The organism is Jiella marina (assembly GCF_024359545.1).
Taxonomy (GTDB): Bacteria; Pseudomonadota; Alphaproteobacteria; order Rhizobiales; family Rhizobiaceae; genus Jiella.
This window is the reverse complement of the sequence record NZ_JAKQZG010000023.1, coordinates 1-23768: the sequence shown is the minus strand read 5'-3', so window position 1 is coordinate 23768 and position 23768 is coordinate 1. Positions and strand designations below refer to the sequence as shown.

30 protein-coding genes and 1 pseudogene are annotated in these 23768 nt (G+C 57.8%); 17 read left to right on the top strand and 14 right to left on the bottom strand.

The annotated features are described in order from the left end of the window. Both MF134_RS24160 and MF134_RS23315 read left to right on the top strand, forming a co-directional pair. The coding region (locus MF134_RS24160; RefSeq protein ID WP_369695455.1) for a helix-turn-helix domain-containing protein at positions 1–104 on the top strand (104 nt) is incomplete at its 5' end. After that, the gene (locus MF134_RS23315) at positions 101–370 is read left to right on the top strand and encodes a WGR domain-containing protein (protein WP_255341790.1); all 270 of its coding nucleotides are present in this window, start codon (positions 101–103) and stop codon (positions 368–370) included. The genes MF134_RS24160 and MF134_RS23315, both read left to right, overlap by 4 nt. Before the next feature lie 33 nt (positions 371–403). Here the strand turns inward: MF134_RS23315 and MF134_RS23310 are convergent, their stop codons facing one another. Next, positions 404–748, bottom strand: a complete 345-nt coding sequence (locus MF134_RS23310) for a DUF2958 domain-containing protein (protein WP_255341789.1) — start codon at positions 746–748, stop codon at positions 404–406. A gap of 286 nt (positions 749–1034) precedes the next feature. Here MF134_RS23310 and MF134_RS23305 point away from each other — a divergent pair, with 286 nt between their 5' ends. Continuing rightward, positions 1035–1637, top strand: coding sequence for a thermonuclease family protein (locus MF134_RS23305; protein WP_255341788.1), 603 nt, complete (start codon positions 1035–1037; stop codon positions 1635–1637). 287 nt (positions 1638–1924) lie between these two features. Further along, positions 1925–2065 carry a helix-turn-helix domain-containing protein gene (locus MF134_RS24155; protein ID WP_369695453.1) on the top strand — a complete coding sequence of 47 codons (141 nt, stop codon included), beginning with the start codon at positions 1925–1927 and terminating at the stop codon, positions 2063–2065. On the opposite strand, the gene MF134_RS23300 is transcribed toward MF134_RS24155, so the two are convergent. From MF134_RS23300 to MF134_RS23280, 5 genes are all read right to left on the bottom strand, one after another. Beyond that, on the bottom strand, positions 2031–2171 hold the full coding sequence (locus tag MF134_RS23300; protein ID WP_255341787.1) for a hypothetical protein: 141 nt from the start codon (positions 2169–2171) through the stop codon (positions 2031–2033). The two genes, MF134_RS24155 and MF134_RS23300, sit on opposite strands and share 35 nt — an antisense overlap. An 846-nt stretch (positions 2172–3017) precedes the next feature. Then, complete coding sequence (locus MF134_RS23295) at positions 3018–3725, bottom strand: Eco29kI family restriction endonuclease (protein WP_255341786.1); 708 nt, start codon at positions 3723–3725, stop codon at positions 3018–3020. Between the two features lie 161 nt (positions 3726–3886). Then, positions 3887–5062 carry a DNA cytosine methyltransferase gene (locus tag MF134_RS23290; protein WP_255341785.1) on the bottom strand — a complete coding sequence of 392 codons (1176 nt, stop codon included), beginning with the start codon at positions 5060–5062 and terminating at the stop codon, positions 3887–3889. Continuing rightward, positions 5049–5477 (bottom strand): very short patch repair endonuclease, encoded by a 429-nt coding sequence (locus MF134_RS23285; RefSeq protein ID WP_255341784.1) that lies wholly within the window; start codon positions 5475–5477, stop codon positions 5049–5051. Before MF134_RS23285 ends, MF134_RS23290 begins: the two co-directional genes overlap by 14 nt. 54 nt (positions 5478–5531) lie before the next feature. Next, on the bottom strand, positions 5532–6089 hold the full coding sequence (locus MF134_RS23280; RefSeq protein ID WP_255341783.1) for a hypothetical protein: 558 nt from the start codon (positions 6087–6089) through the stop codon (positions 5532–5534). 751 nt (positions 6090–6840) lie between these two features. Here MF134_RS23280 and MF134_RS23275 point away from each other — a divergent pair. The 5 genes from MF134_RS23275 (at position 6841) to MF134_RS23255 (ending at position 9523) form a co-directional block, all read left to right on the top strand. After that, entirely contained in the window at positions 6841–7092 is a 252-nt protein-coding gene (locus MF134_RS23275) for a hypothetical protein (RefSeq protein ID WP_255341782.1), read from the top strand. Between the two features lie 32 nt (positions 7093–7124). Then, positions 7125–7979: a ThiF family adenylyltransferase gene (locus MF134_RS23270; RefSeq protein ID WP_369695452.1), complete on the top strand. Its 855-nt coding sequence runs from the start codon at positions 7125–7127 to the stop codon at positions 7977–7979. Positions 7980–8211: 232 nt separating this feature from the next. After that, positions 8212–8565 carry a hypothetical protein gene (locus MF134_RS23265; protein ID WP_255341780.1) on the top strand — a complete coding sequence of 118 codons (354 nt, stop codon included), beginning with the start codon at positions 8212–8214 and terminating at the stop codon, positions 8563–8565. Positions 8566–8572: 7 nt separating this feature from the next. After that, the gene (locus MF134_RS23260; RefSeq protein ID WP_255341779.1) at positions 8573–9328 is read left to right on the top strand and encodes a hypothetical protein; all 756 of its coding nucleotides are present in this window, start codon (positions 8573–8575) and stop codon (positions 9326–9328) included. Positions 9329–9385: 57 nt separating this feature from the next. After that, positions 9386–9523: a hypothetical protein gene (locus tag MF134_RS23255; protein ID WP_255341778.1), complete on the top strand. Its 138-nt coding sequence runs from the start codon at positions 9386–9388 to the stop codon at positions 9521–9523. A gap of 31 nt (positions 9524–9554) precedes the next feature. Here the strand turns inward: MF134_RS23255 and MF134_RS23250 are convergent, their stop codons facing one another. Next, complete coding sequence (locus MF134_RS23250) at positions 9555–10337, bottom strand: hypothetical protein (RefSeq protein ID WP_255341777.1); 783 nt, start codon at positions 10335–10337, stop codon at positions 9555–9557. Here MF134_RS23250 and MF134_RS23245 point away from each other — a divergent pair. After that, positions 10311–11858, top strand: a complete 1548-nt coding sequence (locus tag MF134_RS23245; protein ID WP_255341776.1) for a type IV secretory system conjugative DNA transfer family protein — start codon at positions 10311–10313, stop codon at positions 11856–11858. The two genes, MF134_RS23250 and MF134_RS23245, sit on opposite strands and share 27 nt — an antisense overlap. On the opposite strand, the gene mobQ is transcribed toward MF134_RS23245, so the two are convergent. After that, positions 11855–13135: a MobQ family relaxase gene (mobQ, locus tag MF134_RS23240; RefSeq protein ID WP_369695454.1), complete on the bottom strand. Its 1281-nt coding sequence runs from the start codon at positions 13133–13135 to the stop codon at positions 11855–11857. The genes MF134_RS23245 and mobQ overlap by 4 nt on opposite strands. Positions 13136–13314: 179 nt before the next feature. Between mobQ and MF134_RS23235 the strand changes: the two genes are divergently transcribed. Then, positions 13315–13647: a hypothetical protein gene (locus tag MF134_RS23235; protein WP_255341774.1), complete on the top strand. Its 333-nt coding sequence runs from the start codon at positions 13315–13317 to the stop codon at positions 13645–13647. 1074 nt (positions 13648–14721) lie between these two features. On the opposite strand, the gene MF134_RS23230 is transcribed toward MF134_RS23235, so the two are convergent. The 3 genes from MF134_RS23230 to MF134_RS23220 form a co-directional block, all read right to left on the bottom strand. Next, the gene (locus MF134_RS23230; protein ID WP_255341773.1) at positions 14722–15921 is read right to left on the bottom strand and encodes a replication initiator protein A; all 1200 of its coding nucleotides are present in this window, start codon (positions 15919–15921) and stop codon (positions 14722–14724) included. Between the two features lie 137 nt (positions 15922–16058). After that, positions 16059–16340: a hypothetical protein gene (locus tag MF134_RS23225; protein WP_255341772.1), complete on the bottom strand. Its 282-nt coding sequence runs from the start codon at positions 16338–16340 to the stop codon at positions 16059–16061. Then, a complete protein-coding gene (locus MF134_RS23220) occupies positions 16337–16996 on the bottom strand; it encodes a nucleotide-binding protein (protein WP_255341771.1) in 660 nt (219 codons plus the stop codon). The genes MF134_RS23225 and MF134_RS23220 overlap by 4 nt, the downstream gene beginning before the upstream one ends. Before the next feature lie 414 nt (positions 16997–17410). On the opposite strand from MF134_RS23220, the gene MF134_RS23215 reads away from it, so the two are divergent. Both MF134_RS23215 and MF134_RS23210 read left to right on the top strand, forming a co-directional pair. Continuing rightward, complete coding sequence (locus MF134_RS23215) at positions 17411–17692, top strand: type II toxin-antitoxin system ParD family antitoxin (RefSeq protein WP_255341770.1); 282 nt, start codon at positions 17411–17413, stop codon at positions 17690–17692. Beyond that, entirely contained in the window at positions 17692–18018 is a 327-nt protein-coding gene (locus MF134_RS23210; protein ID WP_255341769.1) for a type II toxin-antitoxin system RelE/ParE family toxin, read from the top strand. The genes MF134_RS23215 and MF134_RS23210 overlap by 1 nt, the downstream gene beginning before the upstream one ends. Positions 18019–18308: 290 nt before the next feature. Here MF134_RS23210 and MF134_RS23205 read toward each other — a convergent pair whose 3' ends face one another. Both MF134_RS23205 and MF134_RS23200 read right to left on the bottom strand, forming a co-directional pair. After that, complete coding sequence (locus MF134_RS23205; RefSeq protein ID WP_255341768.1) at positions 18309–18971, bottom strand: DNA methyltransferase; 663 nt, start codon at positions 18969–18971, stop codon at positions 18309–18311. Then, entirely contained in the window at positions 18968–19177 is a 210-nt protein-coding gene (locus tag MF134_RS23200) for a hypothetical protein (protein ID WP_255341767.1), read from the bottom strand. Before MF134_RS23200 ends, MF134_RS23205 begins: the two co-directional genes overlap by 4 nt. 430 nt (positions 19178–19607) lie before the next feature. On the opposite strand from MF134_RS23200, the gene MF134_RS23195 reads away from it, so the two are divergent. After that, positions 19608–19772: a hypothetical protein gene (locus MF134_RS23195; RefSeq protein ID WP_255341766.1), complete on the top strand. Its 165-nt coding sequence runs from the start codon at positions 19608–19610 to the stop codon at positions 19770–19772. 55 nt (positions 19773–19827) lie between these two features. Here the strand turns inward: MF134_RS23195 and MF134_RS23190 are convergent, their stop codons facing one another. Next, the gene (locus MF134_RS23190) at positions 19828–20487 is read right to left on the bottom strand and encodes a hypothetical protein (protein WP_255341765.1); all 660 of its coding nucleotides are present in this window, start codon (positions 20485–20487) and stop codon (positions 19828–19830) included. Positions 20488–20591: 104 nt separating this feature from the next. Here MF134_RS23190 and tnpA point away from each other — a divergent pair. The 3 genes and pseudogenes from tnpA to MF134_RS23180 form a co-directional block, all read left to right on the top strand. Next, positions 20592–20808: pseudogene (tnpA, locus tag MF134_RS24225) on the top strand (IS200/IS605 family transposase); the annotation flags it as partial. Positions 20809–20933: 125 nt separating this feature from the next. After that, on the top strand, positions 20934–23180 hold the full coding sequence (locus MF134_RS23185; RefSeq protein ID WP_255341764.1) for an AAA family ATPase: 2247 nt from the start codon (positions 20934–20936) through the stop codon (positions 23178–23180). Positions 23181–23302: 122 nt separating this feature from the next. Further along, positions 23303–23768 (top strand): recombinase family protein (locus MF134_RS23180; RefSeq protein ID WP_255341763.1); only part of this gene is annotated, 466 nt, incomplete at its 3' end.

Below are 23768 nucleotides of genomic sequence, written 5' to 3'. Positions count from 1 at the left end.
AACGGGAAGAGGCTCGTACGCGGTTGCGCAACGGCGAACGTATGGCCGACATCGCCCGGACCTTTAACGTCAGCCAACAGACCATATCGAGGCTGCGGCCATGAGTGCGCAGCTCGACCTCATGGCGTGCCTGGCAGCATCCCTACCGCCGCGGCTCTATCTGTGCCGGATCAATTCCGAGCGTCGCATGTCACGGTTCTACGTTTTGGCGATCGAGCCGACGTTGTTCGGTGGCTACTCCCTGGTGCGCGAGTATGGCCGTATCGGTCGCGGCGGTCGGGTCATGCGGCAGTTTTTCGCCACGGCCGACGAAGCGATGAGGGAATACCGACGCCTGCGGCGGGTAAAGGAGCGCCGCGGGTACGTCTGAGCAGCAAAAAGGCCGCGTGATGCGGCCTTTTCGTCAAGCGACGATGGATCCATCCGCCTGTGCCGCCGCAGTGTAAGCCGAGAGCGGCTTATCGGCAACAAAAGAGATGTCGCGCTCCACCGGCAGCTCGAGCTTGCCGCGCACGCTGGCGATTTCGGAGATCCGCACGGAGCCGAGCTCCGGGCATTGCATGCCAAGGTCGCAGAGGCCGAAGGCGATGTCCGGGTCTTCCGGGTCCAGTTCAGTGAGCAACCAGGTTGCGGCGCCGTCCGGCGTGAACAGCTTCACGACGGGGCGGGGGTCGATGTCCTTTCCGGCAGCAGACAGGCGTCCGTTGGCCAGCATTTCTTCCCGTTGGATTTTTGTGATGAGGATCATGGGTCTTTCTCCCGTTGGTTTATCGTCGCCCCGAAGGGCGCGGGAGAGAGGCGCGGCGGATTCAAGCTGGATGTCCTACCCAACACGGATAGGCGCGGGCCGGGCATGGACAGACGGCTGCCGCCGCGCATGACGCGCGACTGGCAGAGGGGCAGGACCAACGGGAGACCAGGGTCCTCATAAAGACAGAGGAAAAAGGTCGGCATGGACAATGAACTGACCAAGCGGAAAGGATTCGACAGGCCCGCTTAACCGGCTGTTTGCTGCCGCTCCTTACGGTTGCGACATGAAACAGGATCGCCCGGAAGCCCGACGACGCAGCCCCAGCGGCTGGACTGTGCATGCCCCGCCGCCATCAACGCGGTGGCAGAAGCGAAAGACGAGAAGACGGCTCCGTCTCGACACCGTCCTTATCGCGATCTGCTTGCTTGGATTTGCCGCGCCGTTCACAGTCGATTGGATGGCGCAACAGAACCTGCCAACGATCGTAGAGGTCGTCCGGCTCTCACCGGCCCGGGCGGCCGCGCCGGAGCACCGAGGGCCGATCGGGATCTGCTCGGGTCCGAACCGCGCTGAGCGCCGCGTGACCTGCATTGTTGATGGGGATACGGGTTGGCTCGAGGGCGAAAAATGGCGCATGGCCGGCATCGACACGCCGGAGATTTCCAAACCCGCGTGCGCCCGGGAACAGCAAGTCGGCCTGAAGGCGCGCGATCGGCTGAGAATCCTCATGTCGGGTGGATACTCGGTGAGGCGCGAGGGAACTGGCTATTACGGCCGCACAATCGTCTCCATCGCGCTAGCCGATGGGCGCGATGCCGGTGCTGTTCTTTTGGACGAGGGATTGGCGCAGCGCTGGCCCAACAGCGGCAATCCATGGTGCAGCTGACAGATCGGCTATTATCAATGCGTGGTGGCCGAACATCTGCGTGCCGATCGAGGCCTGCACGCCCTGGCGCTACGCCGGATGGAATAGAAAGGGAGAAGAGCAAAAGCCGACGGTTATCCGACCGGATATGAGGTAGAGGACATTATCATATATTGAAATTCAAAAAGGATAACTTCCTAGAAGCGCTCTAGACAAGCCGACCGTGCTCGCCGGCCTTGCCAAGTTTGAGCGCGAACTGATCCGAGTGCGGACCGGCGAGGGGTCGGGCCCGCGCGAAGGCGCCTGGGGTGAAGCTCGGCCCTCGGTTCAAGCTAACGCCGCACCAGTGGCAAGAAGCGCTGCGCCGGCGGGATTCAGGACTGTCGTCAGCCGACATCGCCCGCAGCTACAATGTCAGCCGATCGACGATTTCAAGGCTGAAGCCATGATGCGGCAGCTCCACTTGATCGACTGCCTCACCGCCAGCGCTGGACGCAGTTCCCGCGAACGTAACGGATAACCGTGCTGCTGCAGCGTGCCGATCTCGCGCGACATCTTGACCCATTTGTTTCAACGTACATTTGCACTGACATCACTCATAAGGCATTCTCTCCCAACGTCATGTGATAGCGCCCGGAGAATCCATGCGTTTAATCTTGTTACTGGTAGCCATGTTTGCGGTTCAGAACATGGCCTTCGCTAAACCTATTACAAAGCGTGGCGATCCTGGTCGGAACGTTACACTCCATGAAGCCTACAACTGGTCTGGCCGGGTTTGTGTTCGCGCTTTAAACCGAGAAACAGGCGAGCCGATAACGGCCAGATACTGGTCAATAAAGGAGTTTTTCAATAAAAAAAGAGGGACTCATACCGGAAATGTTTGCTTTGATATCTCTGGTCTACGTGACGAATTGCGAGTTGGGCATATTAGCGGTCCAGCAATATTTTATGTAACTGGAGATGGTGGAGTATGGAGAAGCATAAGCGATCAAAATATAAATGATCTCTGTAGGTTATTCGGATGTTGAACGTAAAAATTTCCTTGGTGTTAATGTTGATTCCAACGGCAGCACAAGCTGAATTAAAATTGTCTTGGCGCCCTCCCCAGCAGATGGCAATTTCTTTGAACAGACACAATTTCTGCCTTCACACCGTATACGATGTAAACGGAAAGACTCAGAAAGAATGTGTGAACTGTAAGAGTATTTTTGCTGGGACGGTTGGCGCTGCAGCATGTATAGCCGCCAATTTTCCGGTTTTACTTAAGCAAAGCACAAGTTTTGAATACGGAAAATGCAACGAGCGCCGTAGCCTTGATTTCTGCAAAGGTGCCCGTGTTAGACGTGGATGGTAACGACCAATCGGTTCGATGCAACTTTAACAGGCGGCAATGCGTGCTTGTTAATTTCCGACTTCAGACTTCGCCTCGTCGTCGCCTGCGTGCAACCGATCTTCCCGCTTGATGTTCGATACGAACGCTTGGAGCACTGCATTGATGTCCTTGTAGATGGCCGCAGTCCGAAAATGCGCCTCAACCTCCTCGGTGATCGCTTCCACGGTTTTCGCGGCCGGATTGCCCGCCGCCCACGCGCGTCCCGGATGCATCGTGTCGAAAGGTGACCGGTTGTTGGAACGGGTCGTGGCGGCGTCGCCGTGCTTGCCAAGGCCAAAAAGAATGCCGGTCTCGTTGTTCCAGATCGGCTGAAACATGCGAATGAGGTGACTCTCGGCGGCCGCCTGGTAGCCAGTTTGCACGGCGAGCGCCCGGTACTCGAAATCCGCGAGGTCGATGCCGCTGACCTTGTTGATGTTTCGCCTGTGCTCGTTCAAGCGGTCGGCGAGTTTCGTGCCCTGATCGATGGCTGTCTTAGGATTGCCTTGCGGATCGGCCTTGCCAACGTAGATCGGCGTCTCGGTGCCGGCGATCGGCGCGTAGAGGCTCTCGGTGCCGGTGTAATAGATGGCGTAGACCCCGGATCCATAGAATTTCCCAAGATCCTTGAGCGGCTTGCGATCCTGAGCAACCAAGGCAAGAGCGACGAAGTTGCCAATAAGCGTTGGCTCTGCCGGATCAAAAAAAGCGTCAGGCAGCTCAGTTGGGTCGACCATGCGGGTCAACTCCTCGAGCCGTGATCGCATGTCATCGACGCGACTAAGAAACTGCCGCCGGGCGTGAGCACTTAGGTCGTTCGAATTAACCTCGGACAGCAGGGCGTCGATCTCGGAGAGAATATCCCCCGCCCTTGAAACTGATCTGTTGGGTGGCATTCCTAAGCAGGTACCCGTGTATTCGTCAGATGGTGGTGGACGCTATCCGCCACGACTTTCGCGAGTCTTACGGGCACGGCGTTGCCAAGCTGACGCATGGTTTCCGACCATGATCCGTGAAAGCGGAAGTCGTCCGGAAACGTCTGTAGCCGAGCGCTTTCTCGGACGGTGAAATAGCGCACGCTTCCATCCGCTCGAAGCAACATGTTCTCGCCTCCAGGCACACCGTGAACCCCAGCCTTGAGCGTCTTCGCGGGCTCGTCCAATGGGCTGCCCGTGTGACCAGGATACGAGCGCGCGCCAGGCTGAAACCGATGATTGGCGAAAGCCTTGGCCTCGTCGGAAAACCGCTCGGGATCCGGCAATCCCATCAAGGCATCCCGCGTGGTACGCCAAGGCTGGGAAAGCGGGCGCTCATCGAGCTTAAGGGCTCGCGCGCGCCACCGATCACTCAACACGCGTTCGTGGCGCGGGACTTCGTGTCGGTCCCAATAATCACCTTTGATTTGCTCCCAGAGAAGCGCGTCGAGGGAGTGGGTCTCCACCGGAAACGACCATTCCAGATCGAGATCGCCTCTAAACCCCACGAAGACCACACGCTCGCGGCGTTGGGGCACGCCATGATTGGCGGCGTTTAGCACGCGATAGACGACCTTGTACTCAAGCCCTCCCCCTAGTCGACGGCTCGTATGGTGCCGCTCGAGCCGTTGAAGGTGATCTTCCCAACTTTCCTCTCCCTCGGGCGCCAATTCAGGATGCGTGAGTTGAAGCACGATGTAGGAGAGATACGTCGCGAAACTCGCGCGGGTCAGCCCTCTGACGTTCTCGAAGACGAAAGCACGTGGTTGGGTCTCACGCACGGCACGAACTGCCTCAGGCCACATGTCGCGCTCGTCGGCATGGGCGCGGTGTCGCCCCCCGACGGAAAAGGGCTGGCATGGAGGCCCGCCAGTGACGAGATCGAGTTGTCCGGCATAAGGGCGAAAATCAACATCCCGAACATCCCCCTCGATGGGATCCGGCCATGTGGCGACGGGTGCCACGCCTGTCCGTCGATTTTCCCGGATCGTGTCACAGCACCACTTATCCCACTCGATAACGGAGAGAGGAGAAAAGCCGGCACGGCTGACGCCAATCCCTAATCCTCCGGCACCGGCGAAAAGCTCAATGGCGTTCATTGTCTTCAAGAAAATGCCTTAATTCGTTCTTTACTTGTTCTTTATCCACCAATTCGCACTCCCATACAACCAAAACCTTCCACCCCATTGCCTCGAGCGCGGCCTGGTGCCGCGCGTCGCGGGCGACATTCGCGGCGAACTTCGGTTCCCAAAACTCCAAGCGCGATTTCGGCGTCCGCGTCAGGCGGCAGCCGGGATCGGGGTGACGATGCCAAAAGCAGCCGTGGACGAAAATGGCCTTTCGGCGCTTTCCAAAGACAATGTCCGGATTGCCTGGGAGATCGCGGCGGTGAAGACGGTAGCGATAGCCCATGCCATGTAGGAGACGACGGACATATAATTCCGGCTTCGTGTTCTTGCCCCGGACACGGCTCATCCGCTCGCTTCGTTGGGAAGGTGCGAGTGTGTCAACCAAATCGATGCAGAGTCCGCGTAAGAATGACAATTGAATAAACGCCGGCCACCGCGACTAAATATCCGCTTTATTATTTGATATTATACTGAATATGTTTGGCTCTTCCAATTTAAATGAATCAATAAAACAACGCGCCATATTATCTGTATACTCCTTATTAATATTTCCATCTTTCAGCATTTCTTCTAATATTTTCGAAAACTCTCCAATTGATTTTGCGAATTCTTTTGCTGACTCATGATTACCATCCCTCTCTAGTGAATATACTTTAGATAGTAGCAGCAACGCTCCAGCAGGAATACCTACAGACTTAGATATTGACTCAAGATGCCAGTAATAAATGTAATCTTCATCCGAGGTTATTTCGGACAATGCCTTAACATTCATTTTTTTAGGTGGGTGTCCGCTTTTATTCGATACGTATATACCTCCAAATTTTGATATCTCTTTTGATGCAATATCTATTCTACTATCAAAATAGAATTTTATAAGATGAGCTATAATAAATCTAAGGCTATTTGGATTCTTTTTCTTAGTCTCTGCTGATATTTTTACCTTTTTACGAAAAAGTGATAATTCTTTAATCCCTTTTATACGAACACCAGAAGTCATTATACGAAGCTCCTTACTTCAAACTCACCGCCCAGCTCGCAATCATGGATCCGCCTTATTATTACCATAATCTACGGTTGACAGCGGATTAGGTGGATCCTAGTTTATATAGGAATCAATGTCCTACTAGGGATTTTAGCTTGGAATTAGATGCCCAGTAGGCTTTTATAGGTTGACAAACGTGTATGGGAATAATATCCTATATGCGAACGTTAATCTTTGTGGTCTATTTTACATTTGCGCGGCTCGAAGACGCTCCAAACGCCTTCGGTTCACCGGCCGCGTAGTGTCCGTTAGAGACCTACGTACCTTTGACGGCACAAAAGAAAGGTCAGCCTACCCAGGCTGGCCTTTCTCGTATATGCATTTTTGCATATCAGGTATGCAATATAAGCATAGGAACCCTCTTGCGTTCCCCTCAATTTTAGATTTTCCTGTAAAGACCTCACTCTGAGGTATGGGACTACTTACCCATTTCGAAGATCTCGGCCGGACAGTACGTAGCATCCATTCCACCCGGATGTCTGTCAGACGGAGAAGTCGGTGAACCGAGGGCCCTGGCGTCAGTCAGGGCCTGTCATAGGCAAAGTCGCTTCCTGTTGCGACTTCATGGGGCTTATTGATGAATTACCACTCAAATGACACCTTTGTACATTCCGTTCGCATGCCGAGCCCGCTTCAATTGTGTTCGGCATATCGGTATCCAGATACCGTTCCGATAATCATTCCCCTAGTCAAACGGCGCGGGTGGATGGTGAACCTCCTCAACTTCCGCAACAGAATTTACAGCGTCCTTCCCGTCGCGCTGTATGATGCGTCACGTGACGATTTGCGGTTTCCAACCGATGGTTTGGAGGACAATCATCTCCGCAAGGATCTTCCGTTTCCCTATCAAATTCAAGCGGAGCGCAAGAGCCAACTGCAAATGGCGTCTGGCCCCCGCGATCTCGCTGAATTGTGGGTCAGGAAGGTTGTGGACACACCTCTGCCTCAGCGCTGCTAGCAGCAAATAATTCATCGAAATCATAGAAGGGCGTGGGATTTCCGCGCCCTTTTTGGTCTCAACGCGCGACGTTGCCTCCAGCAGCGAGTGTGTCGTCGTGCCTTTCAAAGGCAGTGACATTGATCCCAGATCGTCAGAAGGGCGTCCTCGACTCGAGGACGCTCCAATCAAAGAAAATCGTGCAAATCGGCGTTGGCCGCGGGTTCGGCTTCGCGAAACTAATGGCCAGTAGCGGCGTCAGTCGCTTCTGCCTGATCGATCCGCAAGAAGTTGCCTTGGAAAACGTCGGTCTGTCGGCCTACGAGACGTCCGACGTGGGCTTCTCGAAGGTCGCGGCTGCGGCAAGGCATATCCATGCGGTCAATCCGCTGGCCGAAGTCGAGACCCTGCACTGCGATGCGCGCGACCTCACGGATCTCGCCAATCGTTTCGCGGCAGCCGATTTGATCAAAATCGGCGTGGACGATCCTCCTGTGCAATTTGAGTTCGCTGACCTCGCCCAAACCGTCAGTACGGATGCAATGGTTTGCGGCATGACGGGCGACGGCTCGCAGTGGTTCGCCGCAGGTATCTTTCCGCAAGGACCCACCTTGCGCGAACTTCTTCCCGAGGCCTGGCGCGAAATCAAAGCCGGAGCCCGGCCTCCGGCCTTCTTCCCGAGCTGCCGGATCAACGCCGAGACGATGAACGTCAACACCACGCGCCTCGGCCTTGGCCTCCTGCACTATCGCGCGGGATCACCCTTGCCGAGTGCCGAAATCGGCGAGGCCTTCGTCCAGAGCCCTCTTGCTATCGGCTCCAACGGCTTTCACGCCCCATCCGGCTTCTTGATGCCGGCGCGCCTTCTTAACGCATCGCCGCCCCGAACATCGGGGCAGGCTGACTGAGTTCACGGCCCCCGCCGTGAAACGCCCGCACGTTGGCTCCCGCGTGCCGGCAATCTCCCCACCCGCGCGGAGCGGAAAGGAAGCACAACATGCGTGACACCAAGCCTGTGACCACTTGGCAGCCGTCCCCAATCGGCTCCGAAACCTTCTGCTGAAAGGCTTCCCTTTGAAGTCCGCGTCCGACGGGTGCGCCCGTCGGACGCCAACCGCCTCGTTTCCTTGGAGATCCCCCATGAACAATCCCCTCTTTTCCCCGAACGGCAAGCCGGACATCAACGCGGTCAGCCAGCGCTTTCCAAACCACGGAACCGGCCGCATCACCCATCAAAGCTCTTCCGGCGATCAGTACGTTTTTGATGTCTATCGCGAAAGCGACGGCGGCTACGAGGTCGCAATCATCAGTCAGCCAGGTTATCGTCGTCGGCCAAGCGGCTATCACGAGACCCACCGTCTTCCCGGCCCGAATGGACTGAAGCGCATCTGCTTCAAGGACAGCCCCTCCAATCTTCCGACCACCGTCACGCTTGCTCTTTGGTGGGCCGAATGCACGTCGCGCTACATCCGCGACGGCGCTGATTGGCAGTGAGGTCGCCATGAGACACGATCACAGCCTTGTCGCTCGCGAAAGCGTGCGCATTCGCTTCGCATCCGGCATCTGGGACAAAATGCTCGCATCCGTCGGACGTCTTCCTCCAGAGCAGTACGCGATCCTCGGCGGAAAACTGGATGATCCTCACTACGTGACGGATTTCTTCCCGATGCCGCCCTTGATGGGACCGGACGGCAAACACCGCGCAAGCGGGGCGACAGTCACCTTGAACGGTCCCTTCATCGAGCATCTTTTGAACACGACCTTTTTGCCTTTCGGCAAATACTTCCTTGGAGTCATGCACTCGCATCCTGGCGACCTGCGGCAGCTTTCCGGCGGTATCGACGGCAGCGGTTATGGTGACATCCCGTCGATGCGCCAACACCTCAAGAGTGCTGCGCAAATGGATGTGCCATGGCGCGACTACATCGCCCCAATCGTGACGCGCACGGGGGACAATCCTCGCGTCGATGTCTGGATTGTCAGTCTCGACGCACCAGAGCCAATCCCAGCGGTCGCCGTATGGGAGAAAGACACGCCATCGACCCTTCGGCCTTCATCTCCTCCTGCGGCCGCACTGTCCGTTCAGGATGAAGCGATTGAGCGAATGCGTTTTTGGGGCAAGCACATTGATGATGTCCTGGCGAATACGTCGCGCGCAATGATCGATCGGCGAGCCGAAGCCGACATCCTGCGAACATTCCGCAGCATCGATATGAAGGATGCCGAGCGACGCTTGAAAGCAATCCTGCAGGAATAATCAGACAATTCCTGACACATGGCCGATATCCTTTAAGCACCGACGATGAGACCTCCGATGCTCTGGAAACTTCTGTCTCTTATACTGCAATTAGAAATCGCATTTTTTATGACCTCACTCACCATCGCGATGGCTGGGATGATGGTTCTGATCCGCATCGCCTGGCTTATCCTCCTGCGCCTGCTGCGGCGATGAGCGAGGTTTGTCGCGATAGAACGGCTAGCAGTCATAGCGCCGCTGACCGAGCACATCGCGCATGGCCAGGGCCGACAAGGCCCGCGCTTCCTGCACGACAGGATCGTTCGGGAAGCGCGCCATGGCCTCGGCAAAGGCCTTCGCCAGCAAATCCGAATCTGCCCGGTGCGAGGACTCCGGAACCAGCAAAAAAGCAAGGTTCCGAAAGAAGGCAGCGACGGCAAAAAGGGATTTCATGACACAACCATAGGACGATATTCCGATGACAGCAAACGATTTCGAGCCCGATCCACGGCAAATCGCGCCAATCGAAGCAAGCATCGACGAGACCGAGGCCGGCCTGGCAGTGATGGATGCCGCGATCCGCCGGCATATCCATACCGTTTTCATGAATGGCGATCGCGCCGAACGGCGCTTGGCTGGACTTCTCCGCGTTCGCGGTGTCCATGCCGCCCAGGCAATCCTCGAAGACCGGCATCCGTTCATCGCACGCGGTTTCATCGGCTTCATGCGAGGCAGCCTGCTCAATCCCGGTGTCCGCCAGCGCGCCCGTGACTCTCTCGCCGAGCTCGTCCCGCTCTTGGCGCAACGCACGCAGTTGCTCGCCCGCATCGACGATCTGCACCGCGCCCGCCAGACCGTCCTTGAACGTGCCTATCGCATGCACATCGACGAACGCTTGCGAACCCGCGCCCACGTTCCCGATCGCGGTCGTGCCCGCAAACCCTGACGCCGCCGCGGGCAGCTCCGCTTGACCGCATTCAAGCACCGGAGAAGATGTTGAACAATGGATGTTCTTGCTTTGTTCTTTCAAATAATCGGATTCATGCTCAAGCTGATTCTGCGTCTGCTCTTCGCCATCCTGCGCGCGCTCGGCTGGCTGGCTGGCCTGCCTTTTGGCCGCACGGCGACCAGCCATGGCAGCGCCCGCTGGGCGCGCGGGCGCGAGGTCTGGTGGAGTGGCGCTTGGGGCGGCCGCGCGGGTTTGATTGTCGGCAAATACCGGGGACGATTTCTCCGCTTCAAAAGCGAGGGCTATGCTCTGATTTTCGCGCGAACTCGGTCAGGGAAAGGTGCGGGCATCGTGATCCCGAACCTGCTCACCTGGCCTGGCTCGGTGATCTGCACCGACCCAAAGGCCGAGAATCTTGCAATTACCGGCAGAGATCGCGCCAGGCGGGGCGAAGTCTTCAGCCTGAACGTCATCACCCCGGAATTGTCGGACAGCTTCAACCCGCTCCAGATGATCCGCGTCGGCACGTTTCATGAAGCCGACGACGCAACGGAAATCGCCAAGCTGCTGGTCATTCCCGATGGCGGTCACAGCGGCCATTGGGACTCCCGCGCCGTCGACCTGCTCAAAACCCTGCTGCTCTACATCTGCCACCGCCATGCCGACACGCCCGAACTGCGCAATCTTGCCAAACTGCGCAGCCTGGTCGCCCTCGGCTGGAACGGCCTCGATGTCATCTTCGAGGAGGCGAGTCGCATGGCGCCGCCTTCCTTGAGCGAGTCCGCTCGCGGCTGGCGCGGCATCAGCGGCACCGACGAGGCGCGCGCCATTCTGTCGAACGCCGACAAGGCCACCGGCATCTGGTCAGCCGATCGCCCCGCGGGCATGGTCAGCATGCGCTCATCTTTCGATTTCCGGGAGTTCAATCGCAGAACCCAGACCTGTTTCATCGCCGTCGACGAAGAAAAGTTGGCCGTCTACTCTGGCTTCCTCCGCGTGATGATGGGCTGTGCCCTGATCGCCATGACGCGCGCCAAGTCCGAAGCGCCGCCGAAAACCCCAACTCTGCTCCTGATCGACGAGGCCGCCGCTCTCGGACGGCTCGAACCGCTCGAAACCGGCGTCGGCTATTTGGCCGCCTATGCCCGCATGATCATGGTCTGGCAGGACATCGCCCAGCTCGAACGCACCTATCCCAAAGCGCAGTCAATCATGGCCAACGCCGCTTGTAAGGTTGTGTTTGGGATTAACGATGTGACCTCGGCCAAGACGCTCGCCGAGACCATCGGCCATACCACCACCTACAGCCGCTCCTCGGGCCGCGCCGCCCGCGGCCAGGCCGGCGACCAACATAGCCAGAACCGTAGCGAAAGCGGTCGCTATCTCATCGATCCCTCCGAGATCATGCGTCTCAAGCCGCAGCAATGCATCGTCTTCCTGAGCGATGCGGTGCGCCATCCGATCTGGGCGCGCAAGGTGCGCTATTGGAAGGTCTGGCGCTGGCGCGGCCGCTGGGATCACTGGCGGCCGTCCCGCGCCAACGTCGTGACGCTATGGCCGTCCCCATCCGAAGAGCCGACGCCCGCTCGCCGAGTTGCCTAGAACCAGTCGGCCGAGCGTCCCCGACCTTGTTGTCGTGCGCGTTCGACACCCGGCAGCATCGACCGCACCAGCGCTCGATGGCGCTCTTGATGAAGGCCCCGAACATGCAGAAGATTGGCCAGTATCAGTTCGACATCGCCAAGCAGCGCCCGGGATCGTTGCGCTCGCTTAAGCGCCAGGCGCCGGATGGTTTCCAGCGCTGCCCTTTGAGCCAATGCCTTTTGGTTTCGTCCGCTCTGCCACGGCCAGGCTTTCGGCATGGCGGCGAGCTGGCGCTCGATCTCCCGCGCAGTGCGCAAGGCGCGGCGTTCGCTTTCCCGCAATCGTGCCGCCTGCCGTTCGCGATGTTCGGCCCGCTTGAACGCCCGGCCCTGATTGCGCTCGACCAGCACCGCATTCCAGACCGCCCGAGTCCCTCGGTCGATCTGCGGATAGCGGATCTGGCGCCTGGCGAGCGGTCCCCGCGCTGGACGCGTTGGCATGGCGCGGGTGTTCCCCTCGACTGTCTCGGTCCACCCCTTGCGCCGTGGCTGCTTGCGCAAACCCCGCTCCCGCTCGCGGCTTTCGAGCGTGTGTCCACGTTGCACGGCGGCATGCGACTGCGGCCCGATATGGATTTCCGGCACGCGATCGAGTTGGGCCGCGAGACCCTGATCGCCGCGGGCGCGGGCATCGGTCCGTTGTGCAGCCAGACTGCGGTGGTCCACTCGGGCGCGAACATTGGCGCGCGTCAGCGCCCGGTTCTGCGCCTCGGCCCAGGCCGAGCGCCAAGCCACCAATTGATCGTCGGTGTTCCATTCGCGGGTCTTGGTGCGGAAGAACCCGTTACGGCCGATCTGGCGCATCGTCAGCATCACATGGACATGCACGTTGCGGCTGTCCCCTTTTTCAGGGACAGGCTCGTGGATCGCGAAATCCGCCACCATACCGCGGGCGACGAATTCGACGCGGATGTAATCGCGCACCAGCTCGAGCCGCGCCTCCGGCGTCAGTTCGTGCGGCAGCGCCATGTTGACCTCGCGGGCGAGCTGGGCGTCCTTGCGTCGCTCGACCGCCTCGATCCGGTTCCACAACTGCCCTCGATCACGTGCCCAATCCGGCGCTTCCTCCGGCGCCATGATTTCCGTGTGCACGACGCCGGCACGGCGGCTGTAATCGGAAATCCGTCCACTGCGCTCATCCTCCAAGCGACTGCCCGAACGATACGCCGCGGCGGCCACCGCCGAGCGTCCGACGCTGCGTTTGATCACCTGAAACGACTGATGAAAACTCGCCACAAATGGGCTCCTTACGGCCGCAGGCCAACGTCGCCCGTGGCGACGAAGCACCAATGTTGCGCAGCAATGTATAAGTGCGCCATTACCATACTGACAGCTAGACCTCCACCATCCTGTGCTGTGTTTTCTACACCGGCAATGTCACACCCGTCCTCTCCTCTGCTCTCCGGATGGTCATCATGTCGTCCTCCTCGATCACCCTCCCGCGCATTCTCGCCAATCTCGTTGCCATCATTGCCGTGATCCTCGGCAGTGCTTTTGTCCTCGATGTAATCTGGGCCTGGTTCGGCCAGCCACCCTTCGCCCTCTGCGGTCTTCTGCCAATCGTCGATCTCGTCCTCGGCCGCACCATCGGCACGATCTTCATCTATGCTGGTTTGATCGCCTGGGGTTTTTCGCTCTTCCAAAATGCCAGCTATCTTCTCCTCGCTCTCAGTGGCGTGGTCCTGAGTGGCATCCCTGGCATGATCACCGCCGCGCTCGGCGTCAGTTGTTCCATGCCTTTGCCGTGAAACATCGCGCCGCCGTGCCGGCAGGGGGCAAGCCCCCTGCACCCCCTCCGTGCCGAGCGACCGTTCGAGGATCAGAGCCAGCGCCGTGCTGGACGTACCTCGTGGGGGCTGTCTGCCCCCACACCCCCGAGGATATTTGAACACGGAATGAGGCAGGTTGTGTATACACCCGCGCTGCCGCATCCTGATCGACACATCGGCCGCGCCCTGCTCCTGGCGTGGGCAGTTTTGCAGATCTCGACCAGGTGAGATGGATTCTCAAACGCCCTGCTCCGTGGTATTCTCCCGGCACGGTACAGCCGGGGACGGCGATGACCGTCACGGAATGAGGCCACCTCCGATAAGGGGGTGGTTTCTTCGTTCCGGGGCGGTGTTGGCGGGCTTTGCCCGCCTGACTCATTCCTTGTCGCTTTGCGACGCCGTATGTACGGGCCTCTGAAGACGTTTCATCGGTTCGAATGAGGGCGTAGTCGTGCGGAAACCCAAAATAGTTTCTGGTCGCCTCTCAGCCCGCCTCACCACTCTTTTCTAAAGCCAATCGCGACTGTTGGCGTTCGCAGGCCTTTGGCAAAAGGCACTGCCCTCGGTCGATCGTCCTCGCTTTTAAGGCCGCACTTTCCATGAATTCGAAACCAGTATTCAACCCAAAACCAAGTCCCAAATTTTATAAAGAGAGCCTTCAGGCGTTTTTAAATAGTTTTTCTAGTTTTTATATTAGTTTTAGGGGAAAATTCGTTTTTAGATTCAAAAAGTTAAGACCTGTTTTTGGAATGATGTACGGTCATGACAGAATGATGTACGGCGTTGACAGAATGATGTACGGTTTTTTGGGAAGTGATGTACGGTCGCTTTGACAAAAATCCCAAGTTATCCACAGCCTCTCTTTCGGTCTATTTGCAGCCGCCCAATCGGAGTGGTGTACGGTTTTTTGGCACAGCTGAAATAGCCATCGCAGACCGTCATTTTTGTCAGAATCCGGCGGAATGAAGTACGGAAAATTGGCACGGCGCCGGTTTGGAGCGCGGACATCTGCCATTTTTGTCAAAAATAGCCGGAACGATGTACGGCATTTTGTCAGGATGTGGGGGCTGTCGTGTTGGCGGCACGCTTTTGCATATAAAGCAGCGAACCGCGCTCTCCTTGGCGGATTTCAATGTCATAATCCGGGAGCGGGTCGTGCTTGGTCGCAGCCACCAGCTGTTCAAGCGCTTGGTTGAATTTGTGCGCGGAGAGTTTTGAGCCGCTGCGGTAATGCAGGTCATCGAACCGGTAGTAGGCTTCGCCGACGCCCGCCGTCTTGCGCGCGACGCGGTAGATGAATTTCGCGAGCGGACGGGTGATCAGGAAATAGTCCGGGTTCAAGGTCAGAATCGACGGCTTGCCATGAGGCGTGACCACACCGTCGTAAACCCATCCGGGGATCTCGACTTCGACCTGGTCGATTTTGTCCTGGCTGGTGCGGCTGACGACTTTAAACCGTCCAATCAGCGTAAATGCTTCTGTCTCGCGACGTTTGCCGCCGCCGAGGTTGGTAATCTTGATGCGGGTGGCCTGGAGACGATCAAGTGCCTTTTCCAGGTCGAGATATTGCTTGCCGCCGAGGGTGCGCCTGCAAAACTTCAATAGCTCCGCAGCCCGTGGCCGGTAGATCCGCGCCGGAAGGTCGGGACGCAGCCCCTTCTTCTGTGCGATGCGGTAGTCGCGCACCTCGGCTGCCAAATGCGACACCATGTTGATGAAGATGTCGTAGTCGTAGGCGGTGGCGAGCCCCACATCCGCGCCGCCCTCGATGGTGACGATGCAGTCCTTCAACTCGTAGCGCAGCACGCCGCCGCGTGCGGTCTTCGACAGCGAAAATGGTGCGATGTCCATTAAGTTGAGATCGTCTTTGACCGGCGCATCATGCACGGCCGGGACAAAGAACATCAGCTGGTCGTCGTCGAGGGGTGCGGACCGCGTGACCGACCGGGGCTGCGTCGGGGCCTCGTGGACAATTGCCTTCTTGACCTCGCCCAAATGAATGGCCTCACCGAAGCTCCCTAGGGCTTCGCGAAGACGGTCATCGTTGATCGTGTCGAGTTTCAAGTCGGCGAAACTGCGCCGGGAATAGAATCGCCGCAGACGGCTAAGCGCCTCTTTGCCCAAGGGTTCGAAAGACTCGCCCCGCGCGCTCTGGATTTCTCTTACCAGGCTTTGCAGATAGGCGTTCTTCTCGTGCAGCGACAGCGCCGCGAAGGCCTCTCGAGACAGCAGATCGAGTTTGTACCGACTCATAGGGTCATGATGCCCGGTTTTGATTGGCGCCTGTAGCGCCTTGCTCATCGAACGGGCAGAAATCAACAACCTGTGGCGAAAAGATCATGTCAAATCTTCATAGGGCTACGCCCCTTGAGCGGTGTAGCCCTATACCCCTATGCCGCTTTACCGTCATGACGCTGTTTCAGCTCGGTAATGCTCGGATGCCGGCGGGTTTTCAGGATGTGCTCCACCCCCTCGATCAGCAGGTCGTGGACCTTGTTGCGCTCGTGGAAGGCAATTTCGCGCAGCACGTCATGCACTTCGCGCGGCAAATAGGTGCTGGTTTTGACGATGTCCTTGTCGGGCTTCGTCGCCGGCTCGGTCGCGGTGGCAACCGGTGTGGTTTCGGTGGGTTTTGGCAGATCCACTTGGCCAAAAACGGAAGGACGGCTCATGCGGCATGTCTTTCATTACGATTGGAAGGTGCTTTGGATTGGCGGGCAATCCATCCCCACAGGCGGCGCGCTTCGTCGGCTGCCTTGCCGCTTGGCGCGTACTCGGTGACCCCCTGCCCGACCGCATAGGCGTCCTGATAGTCGGCGCGCTGGATGATTAGCGGCTCGGCAAGATGGCCGATGGCGCCGAGACCGGTCGCAACTTCGGCGGCGCGGGTGTTGTTCGGCTGTGGCGGGCACTGGTTGAGGATGAAAGCGAACGGCGTGCCGCCACGGAGAATGGCCTGCACTGTCGGTTTGACCGCGTTGACATCGAGGCGGGTCGGCCGCAGCGGTACCAGGCACAACGTTGCGGCTTCCATCGCCTTGTGGGTCGCAGTGTTGTCGGCACCGGCCGTGTCGAGAATGACGACCGAGAACTTCCCGGCCAGGCTGCGCACCATATCGGGGAGCTGGGCAATCCGGTCGGCCGGGAACACTTCGACATGCGGTGTGTCGCCCTGCCGAGCCTCGGACCAGGCGAGCAACGAGCGCTGCGGGTCGAGATCAAACATTGCGACCGTCTCGCCGGCCTCCTGGGCGGCAATGGCCAGCGCGGTGGCGAGCGTCGTCTTGCCGGCGCCGCCTTTCTGGGTGGTGAGTGTGATGATGTGCATGCGGAATCCTACCCCTGAACCTCTACGAAGGCATACCCGCAAAGCGTTAAACGGGTGTAACGGTGTGGCGGCAAAGCTGCACACCCCTATACCCCTACAGCGTCAAACTGGTGTGGGGGTAAAAGCCGAGCCTTGGATCGCCGAGGTTGCACAGGGTTCAGCGGTATGCCGCTACAACGGCATAGGGGTATAGGGGCGCCAATCCCAGATTGTCGGCCGCTTACCGGGGACGACGAGGGCACCTCCTCTCACGCATACCCCTCTACCTGCATAGGGGTATGCCCCTCCTCATCTCTCCAAGGAAAGGTCCGCAATCCTGGGAAAGCGCGTCACTGTCATTGCCTCTGTCAGGAAATGAGTAGGACTTAATCCTACTCTATGCTATAAGGATGCAGAAGACGAGGAGAACAACCCATGCGTTCGACCCAACAGATGAGCATCACGCTGCCGCTGGAGATGGCCAGCCGCGTCAAACAACGCGTCGCCGATGGTGATTATGCCTCGGAGAGCGAAGTCATTCGCGAGGGGCTGCGGGCCTTGCAGGAGCGGGAAGCTGCCGTCGAGAACTGGCTGCGCACCGAAGTTGCTGCCACCTACGACGCCCACAAGGCCAACCCCGATAAAGCCCGTCCACTCGATGCGGCATGGCAGCGCCTGGAAGCGCGCATGGACGCTATCGACCGGGACGAGGCTTGATGAAGCATTGGCATGTCCGCCTCTCGGACGAGGCGGAAGACGATCTGGCGCATATCTATCGCTTCGTACGCCGTAAATCAGCCTCCACCACGACGGCACGCAACTACGTCGGTCGCATCCGGGCTTTCCTCGACGGATTTGACACGTTCCCTGAACGCGGCACCGTGCGCGATAACATCCGCCCGGGCCTGCGCGTCGTCGGTTTCGAGCATCGGGTCAGCGTGGCGTTTGTCGTCGACGCCCCTGACGTGATCATCCTGCGCGTGCTGTATGCCGGGCAACAGTTCGACAGTGACGACGCATCGGCGCGCGATAGTGAACCATGAAAACGATGTGCTGCACCCCTTTGCCTTTATAGGGGTATGCCCCTTCTTCTGACATCGCACCCTGGGCTAGAGAATTCCCTCGGAGCCGCCATCGCGGGGTGAGGCTTGCACGGGCGGAGAGCCGGGGGTGCAAGCCCTTTACCGCCAGGCGGCCGTCAGGCCGGGGCTTGCGGCCCTGGCGGCCCGTGCGAGGCTTGCCCAGGGATGGTGGTGACTTCAGGGGGAATTCCCTTGGTGAGCCTGAGCACCCCTTGATCCCCGCCGGCGGCGGGGAAGGGGACCGCGAAGGCTCACGCCAGCATGCGCCGGTAGGCAGTTTCGCGGTGGCGGGGATCCATCTCGATGCCGAGATAATCCCGGCCGAGGTCATGCGCCGCGCGTAAGGTCGAGCCCGAACCGCAGAAGGGATCGAGCACCAGGCCGCCTTCCGGGCTGAACGCCTCGATGTACGGCGCCAGGATCTGCGGGGATTTCTCGGTGGGATGCCTCCGGTTGCCGGTATAGTGCCAGCGGCAGATGTCCCGGGCCGGCACGCGGGGCAGGGGAGGGCGACCCTTGGCGAGCAGCACCGCCTGTTCGTGGCTATTCGCGACATAGCGTGTCGAGGAGACATAGCGCTTCGGGAACACGAGGTGTCCGACCACCTGCAGCCCGGCGGCCTTCCAGGCCTGGGTGAAGGCGTCCGGCTGATGCCAGCCGTAGAAGCTGAGGCACAACGCGTCGTCATGCAGTACCCGCGCCATCGAGCAATAGGCCGGCTCCAGCCAATCGACCCGGTCGTCATTGAGAAGACGCTCGCCGTTGCGGGAGCGATAGCGCACTGCATAGGGCGGATCGGTGACGATGAGGTCCACCGAGCCCGGTGGCAGGGTCGCCATCACCTTCACACAGTCACCAAGAATGACCGTGTTGCGCGGCGCCTCGGAGCCGCGCAGAGGGACGAGGGGGCTCATCGCCCCATCTCCCGGTCGGATTTGGCCTTGGCCTTGCGGATCACCAGGCGGCCGTCGATCGGCAGCGCAGTGAGCTTGAGGTTGAAGCCGTCGTCGTCGTCATGACGCCAGGCCGAGCCGATCTTGGTCCAGAAGGCCCGGTCGCCTTCGCCCTCGACCACATAGACGCTGTGGCTGGGTGCGGTTGCTTTGGATTTCGATGTCATGGGTTGGTCTCCCGTTGGTTTGTCCGGCCACGTCCATCGCGGCCGGTCGGGTGACCTGCAGGCCACGTTGCGACGGACAGGCAAGGAGGCTCCGGCCGAGGGTTCCTTTCAGGGATACGGTTGGATGCCTTGCCGGTCTGGCGCTTCGGGGCCATCACCCCGACTGCTGCTGGCCGTGTGACCTGGCCGGATGGCGGGAGACCACCGGCATCGCCAATCCGCACCGAACCCCGCCCCGGCTGGGGCAAGACGAAACGACCGAACTCTGAGCCTATCGGCCCACCTGAGCCGACGCCACGGCTTGCCCGCCAGCGTCATGTTCTATTTTTGTTCTGGTTCTGCAACTGCCAAGCTGAGGCCCCGGGTGCCATGAGCCAGTCCCGTCCGTCCGTGCCGGAAAGCGAGGATATCGACTACCTGGTCGAGCGGGGTGCCGCAGGCGGGCGACCTGGACGGGCCACGGATTGCGGTCGTCAGCTCGCTGCGCCCGGCCTACGCGGTGCTCGACCTCGCCAAGCGCGATCACCCGCGGCATGTTCTGCTGCTGCGCCGTGGCGCGCGCATCGTCTGCCGGCATGAGCCGGATTTGATTTAGGGCACAGATCGAATAATCACTGTAAATAATAATATATACGGTGAGCGACTAATGTTTAATGGATTAATTTTTCGATGTAATCGACACCTTCTTTACTTAATGAAATGAAATTCCGCGTACTGCTATGAGCCACAGTTCCTGACATGTCTATGTATATAGAATTTAATTCGACAAAATGATTGCCTTCTTTATAAATTTCTTTTATAATTGGCGAAACATCATCAGATAATACGGCAATATTAACATCTTCAGTATATACTCTTACACTGTATTCTTTCATCATATCTAAAAATTTATTATATTCGTTTTTTGAGTAAATTAGCATCTTATCAGAAATTTCATTTTCTTCGATTTGTCTATAAATTTCCGAAATTATTATTCCAATAATTGATCTCAAAAGCACATTTGAGATTGCATCGTTTTTTGTTTTTGATTTATTTACTGATTTTATTAGACCGAATAATTGTGTTTCAAATTTTTCCCTTCCGAAATCCATTTCTAGAGCACTTATTGCGCTTATTAAATGATTTATAGCAGAACGTAGTTCATTATCCTTGTTTGTAGATAGCTCTGCTAGATCTATTGATTTTTTAGCTGAAGCAATGTTTATTGACGATATATCGCTAAATAATTCACTTATTGAATTTTTTATTGTAACAATATCTTTGTGTAAAGTAATTGAATTATATATACGAAATATATCTTTTACAATCACTGTGTGCATTCCTTGTATTTATTTAGATTTTCCGATAGGGGACCCGTAAGACCCACGCCTTTAGGCGGTCTGGGATCGCGGCCGATCGCTGGTAGACTGGCTGGATAGAAGCGTACAAGCGTGGCGGTCATACGGTCTGGGACTGCAAATATCATCTGGTATGGGTGACGAAGTATCGCCACTAGGTGTTTGGCGGTGGCGTTGGGCAGCGCTGTCGGGAGCTGTTGCGGGAGACGGCGCGAGCGCACGAGATGACGATCCACGCGGTCTCGATCGATCGACCATGTCCACGTTCTGCTGCCGATTCCACTGAACCTGTCCCGCTGCCCGGTTTGGCAGGGAGGTCCGTCAACGCCACCTAGCGTGCCTTTCAGAGGGGTGAACCAAGGTCCCTCCATCATTCAACGAATACAGCAACCTGTGTTAGCATACGCCCCGGAGGTAACATGCTCACACATATCAAGAAAATCAAAAACCTCGGCGTATTCGATAACTACACCAAAGCGGTAGAGCTGAAGGCCTTCGAGCGGTTCAACGTCGTTTACGGTGAGAACGGCTCTGGCAAGACGACTTTCTCAAGGCTTCTCGGATGCCTTCAGTCGGGAGAGCACAAGGATTATCCGAACCTCGAGTTCAACATCGATACGCAGTCGGGGCCGCTTGTCCAGGGACAGAAATATGTTCGCAACGTCCGCGTTTTCAACAGCGACTTCGTAGAGGCCAACATCGGTCGTTTCGATGGGCCGCTTCGCCACATCCTGATCCTTGGCGAAGGAAACAAGGCCGTCGCCGAGGAAATTAAAGCAGAGATTGTGACCCGTGACGACCGAGCGAAACGTCTTCAAGACATCGCCAACGCCGTTACCAAGCTGGAGGCAGATAGGGGCAAAATCTTCTCGGCTATTGCCAAGACCATCGGGGAGGCAACGAGTGGATCAACCCTTAGGAACTATCGCAAACCCGATGCTGAAAGAGCTTTCGGGAAGGTCGGAGAAGCGACAGCACTCAGCGAATCTGACCTGGCGGCGCACCGTGCAACCGTGCGGCAGGAACAGATGTCCGAGGTGGGGAAGCTAAATGTGCCTCGCATCGTCGAGCCCGGCACGGAGAATACCATCGACCCTGTAAGCGCCGCCCATGCTTTGGCGCAAAGGTGCGGGGCCCTCACGATGCGTTCGGCCCAATCTGCCGTCGTCGCACGGCTTGCCAGTCATCCAAAGATTGCAACGTGGGTGGAAGAAGGCGTCGACCTTCATAGAGACCATAACAGCGAGACATGCGAGTTTTGCGCCCAGCCCTTGCCGGCAGCCCGGCTCAAGGCGCTCGCGGATCACTTCAGCGTTCAGGATCAGCAGCTCAAGAACGAGATAGACCATGAACGCGCATGGCTTGCGACCGTGTTGGAAGCCCTTGGCAGGTTCACGCTTCCGGATCGTCTGGCACTCTACTCCGAGCTTCGGTCAGAATACGACGCTGCCGTCAGCGCTTTCACGGTCGAGCTAGAAGCCGTCAAGGAGTGGATGACTGCCATTGATGGCGCACTTGCAGATAAGCTGACGCGGCGGACCGAGACCTATGTCGCCGAAGTGGATTCTGATGCAGAGCCCCTGAAAGCGGCGCTCGCCGCGATCGCCAACGTGATGGAGAGACACGACACAAAGACCAAGGGGTTTGAGGCCGAAAAGATCTTGGCTCGCGATGCGATCGAGGATCACTACCTACTGACGATCAAGGATCAAGTCGCGGAGATTGCCCAAAAGATCGCCTCCTACGAAGCTGAAGAAAACGTTCTCACGGACGGCGGGGAAAGCTTGCCAGACAAGCGGAGCCTCGCCGATATTAGGCAGTCGATCCTCGACAAGCAGGCCCAGATCTCGAACGAGCATAAAGGTGGAGAGGAGCTGACAGCCCACCTAAAGCAATTTCTCGGCCGCACCGATCTCGTCTTCGAAAACAGCAAGGAGGGCTATGTGGTCCTTCGACGGGGCAAGTCCGCGAAGCGCCTCAGCGAAGGAGAGAAGACCGCAATCGCGTTCCTCTATTTTCTCGTCCAGCTGAAGGATCAGGACTTTGACCTAGCTGAAGGCATCGTGGTTATCGACGACCCGATCTCCAGCCTCGATTCAGGGGCGATCTATCAGGCATTCTCGTTCCTGAAGAACGAGACTAAGGGGGCCAAACAACTCTTTATCCTGACCCACAATCACGAGTTCCTGCGCCTCGTGATTAATTGGTTCCATTCTTTTAAGAAGCAGTGCTCTTACTCGATGGTGCTTTGCTCGGAGACGGCTGACGGCCGATCCGCGCGGCTCGCTCCCCTTGATCATCTACTGATTGAGCACGCCACGGAATATCACTATCTTTTCAAGGTTCTTTATACATTCCAGGCCGATGGCACAATCATGAGCTGTTACCACATACCCAATGTGGCCCGGAAAGTCCTCGAAGCCTTCCTTGAATTCCATGTACCGTCGAACAAGTCGCTTTATTTAAAGCTCGACGAGACCAACTTCGATCCCCACAAAAAGACGGCGATCTACAAGTTTACCAATGATCTGTCGCATTTCACAGGGAAAGGCTTCGATCCAGCCTTGGTGACGGAGACGCAGAAGAACACCACCTACCTTCTCGAGATGATTAAGGGCGTCGCGCCCTCGCACTTCGCCGGGCTGGAGGCTTTGACCAAAGCTTGATTAGACAAGCCCTCGCTATGGTTCGACGCTACCAAGCTGCCGACAGTGTACCTACATAAATCACGAATTATGGAGGTTTTGGTTGGCCCATCGCTTTCAATGGGTTATGATCTCCATAAATCATGACCAAAATTGCAGCCCCTTCTCGCTCCTTCGGCTATGCCCGTGTCAGCACGGTCGGCCAAACCCTTGAGGCACAGCTCGAGGAGCTGCGCGCGGCCGGTTGCGATCAGATTTTCAAGGAAAAGGTCTCGGGTGCGAAGAGCGACCGCAAGGAGCTGATGAAGCTCCTCGACACCCTGGAGCCGGATGACGAGCTGGTGGTGACCCGGATCGACCGCCTGGCCCGCTCGACCTTCGACATGTTCGCCATCGTCAAGCGCATCGTCGATGCCGGTGCACGCTTCCGGTCGCTCGCCCAACCCTGGGCCGATACCAACGACAGCACCGGCCGCCTGATGCTTGCAGTGCTTGGAGGCCTCGCCGATGTCGAACGCGATCTGATCAAGACGCGCACGGCCGAAGGCCGCGCCCGCGCCAAAGCGCGCGGCGTGAAGCTGGGCCGCAAGCCAAAGCTCACACCAGGTC